The 3,337-nt window shown below is 30.4% G+C and carries 3 protein-coding genes; all 3 read right to left on the reverse strand.

Going from position 1 to position 3,337, the window contains the following annotated elements; translation table 25 throughout:
* Positions 1-200: 200 nt before the first annotated feature.
* Positions 201-797, reverse strand: coding sequence for an aminodeoxychorismate/anthranilate synthase component II (locus GW846_00130; GenBank protein ID NDK09176.1), 597 nt, complete (start codon positions 795-797; stop codon positions 201-203).
* A gap of 407 nt (positions 798-1,204) precedes the next feature.
* Positions 1,205-1,906, reverse strand: a complete 702-nt coding sequence (gene lipB / locus GW846_00135; GenBank protein ID NDK09177.1) for a lipoyl(octanoyl) transferase LipB — start codon at positions 1,904-1,906, stop codon at positions 1,205-1,207.
* A gap of 72 nt (positions 1,907-1,978) precedes the next feature.
* The gene (locus GW846_00140; protein NDK09178.1) at positions 1,979-2,986 is read right to left on the reverse strand and encodes a bifunctional phosphoglucose/phosphomannose isomerase; all 1,008 of its coding nucleotides are present in this window, start codon (positions 2,984-2,986) and stop codon (positions 1,979-1,981) included.
* Positions 2,987-3,337 lie beyond the last annotated feature (351 nt).

Here is a 3,337-nt window from a genome sequence, read left to right on the forward strand (position 1 = left end):
TTTACAAAGATATATTTTCAAAAAGCTATGAGTTATAAATTGGACAGAGTTTTAATCCTGTTTTTATAGATAGCTAAAAGTGTAAATTTATTTTTTTAGTGTTCCTAATTTTTATAAACAACTAACTTCAATAGAAGATCAGCAAAATTTGAACCGAAAAATAAACTTAGATTTTAGAATATAGAATTTTGAAATAAATACTAAACCCTAGCTTCTACAAATGTTAGTTGAAGCCAATTATCTAACATTTGCAATCCATATTCTGTCAAAGCTGCTTCTGGATGAAATTGAATTGTTTTTATGGGAAGTGTTATATGAGAAAAAGCCATTAATTCGCCTTTTTGGGTGTAGGCTGTGGGAATCAATACATTATTTTTTTCTTTTTCTAATTCTATCAATAAAGAATGATAACGCACCACTTCAATCTGTGAAGGCATATTTTGAAAAATCAAATCGGTTTTAGTATCTACTTTACAGTTTATGATAGAAACTTTTCCGTGCATTGGCTTTTCTGCATACATCAGTTTTGCACCAAAATAAATTCCTAGTGCTTGATGTCCCAAACAAACCCCCAAAATAGGTAATTTTTGATGGTAATAATCAATCACTTCCATCATATTTCCAGCTTCTTGTGGCTTTCCAAATCCAGGGGAAAGAATAATTCCTGTAAAATTATGTTTTTGTAGTTCTTCTAAAGGCGTATCATTTCTAAAAACTTTACATTCTACTCCCAAACGCTGAACGTAATCCCATAAATTATAGGTAAAAGAATCAAAATTATCTAAAAGCAGTATCAAGGGATTAGGAATTAGAAATTAGAAATTAGAAATTAGGGATTAGGGATTAGGGATTAGGGATTAGGGATTAGGGATTAGGGAAAATAATTTTTCAAATGAATTGTTTTCGTTTTTTTATTAAAAAAGTAATTGAAATTCTTCTGTGTTCTCTGTAACTCGGGTGTATGACAAATTGTTGTTTTTTGTAGGAAAAAGGCAAGCCTTTTCCTAAACTAGCTGTTTGTATCAAAAAAATACCTGTATGGAAGGAAAAGGCTTGCCTTTTCCCTACGTAACACAAATTGACTAAACGACACCCGAAGAGCAGCGTAGCTAATTTGTTATGCACCCCTGTAACTCTGTGTTTAAAAAAAGTAATTGACTTACGTCGTCTTGCAGTTCGTAATTAGCTTCACTAACTTACAGTTCTAAACAATTTTCACATTAAATACTTTTTCAAACTGCTCTTTTACTCGTTGTTCTACCTCTTTCATGTTTATTTTTTTTCCTAATTCTTTTTCTAAAGAAGTTACGCCTTTGTCTTTTATTCCACAAGGAATTATCAAATCAAAATAAGATAAATCTGTGTTTACATTCAACGCAAAACCGTGCATAGTTATCCATCTACTTGCACGAATTCCGATTGCACAAATCTTTCTTGGATTTTCTGAATTTGGGTCTATCCAAACGCCTGTCAGTCCTTTTACTCGTCCAGCATCTAAATTATAGGTTTGCATGGTTTGAATAATTACTTCTTCTAACTCTCTAAAATACCAATGCAAATCTTGTTTGAAATTCATTAAATCCAAAATAGGATAACCAACAAGCTGTTCCAAACCATGAAAAGTAACATCACCACCTCTATTTATCTCAAAATATTGAATTTCTTTTTGATTTAATTCTTTTTCAGAAAGCAATAAATTATCTAAAGAACCAGCCTTTCCCATCGTAAAAACAGGGTTATGCTGACAAAAAAGAAGATAATTAGGCGTAGGCATTTGTTTTTCTTTGGCTTCTAATTGACGATTTTGTTTTTTGACATCAAAAATTCTATCAAAAACTTCTTGTTGATACTTCCATGCTTTTTGATAAGAAAGAGTTCCTAAATGTTCGAATAAAACGTTTTGCATTTTTTTATTTTTTCCTTTCGTACCTTAAAAGGTACGGTACAACTTTCTCACGCTAAAGCGTAAGCTACAATTTTATAATTCTTGTAAAGAAGATTTCAGATAATTAATTACTTCAACTGGAAAAGGATCAACACCATTTTCTTCTGCCAAATAATAAGAAACCCAATCGGTAAGATAAATTAGATAAAATACTTGTTCTAAAAATGAATTTCCTTTAGCAAAAATATGAGTAATAGCAGCAGTATGTTTATTAAAAATAGTTTCACAAATTTCCATTCTTTTACTCACTCTTTCGTGGTCGTAATCTGAATGAAAAAGCAAAATATGTGTTTTTGATAAAATTTCTTTTGGCATGTGCCACCCTACCAATTCGTTATGATTCATTTCTGGAAAAACAGCAACATGACAAAGTTGTTTTGCATTTTCATTTATTTGCTGCTGAAAACGAATAAGCATGGGTTCTAAAATTGCATCAGCATACAAAATTGGAAATTTACCTTTTAAAGAAACAGCTAATTGTTTTGCCTCTTTTTTTATTATTTCATTGTCTTTATTCAAACTTGCAACTGTTTCTTTTATTTCCTTCTCAAAATCAATTTCTATTAATCCATAATGATTCAAAAGTAATAACAAAGAAGTGACAGAATAAGGCAAATGCGCTCTAGGACAAGCTGCTAGAGATTTCAAAGGAACTAAATCAAATCCTTTTTGATTAGCTATTTTTTCCACGTTACCACCCGAAGTAAGACAGGCAATATATGCTCCTTTTCGCTGCGCTTCCTCTAAAGAGGCTAGTGTTTCTTCAGTATTTCCAGAAAAAGAAGAAGCAATAAGAAGTGTGTTTTCGTCGATATAACTTGGTAAATTATATGTTTTACAAACTTGACAAGGTATTTTTAATAAAATACGAGTAATTGTTTGTACTAGATTCCCTCCAATTCCAGAGCCTCCTAAACCTACTACTACTATATTAGCTATTTTTCTATCTGATTTTTCAAAAGAAGAAAGTGATAGCTTTTGAAAACCAGAGTATGCGTCTTCCAACTGTTGAGAAAAACTAGAAATTAATTCATTCATCATAATTATATTTTTATTAGTCGTGTTGTCAATTTTTAGGAGTTTTATTTTTCTAGTATTTTTTTGAGTAAAAATGCTTCATTAAATTTTGTTTGGAAACTTAATTCAGAACAAAAACAAAAATGTAAAAATAAGAAATTTTAGTTTATAAACATGATTAATTTTATTTTCTTGTCATAATTTTTAGGGAATCCAAAAATCAAAAACAAGTTCATTCATGCACTTGAAATGTCCTTTTGGGCAGTCTTTAAAGCCTATTTTTGAACAAGGACGGCACGAAATTTTATTATTCTCAAAAACTACAAATGACGTTTTGTAAGGATACATACCAAAAGAAGGTGTAGTATTTCCCCA

This window comes from Candidatus Gracilibacteria bacterium, from assembly GCA_010119145.1.
Lineage (GTDB): Bacteria > Patescibacteriota > Gracilibacteria > BD1-5 > UBA6164 > JAACSU01.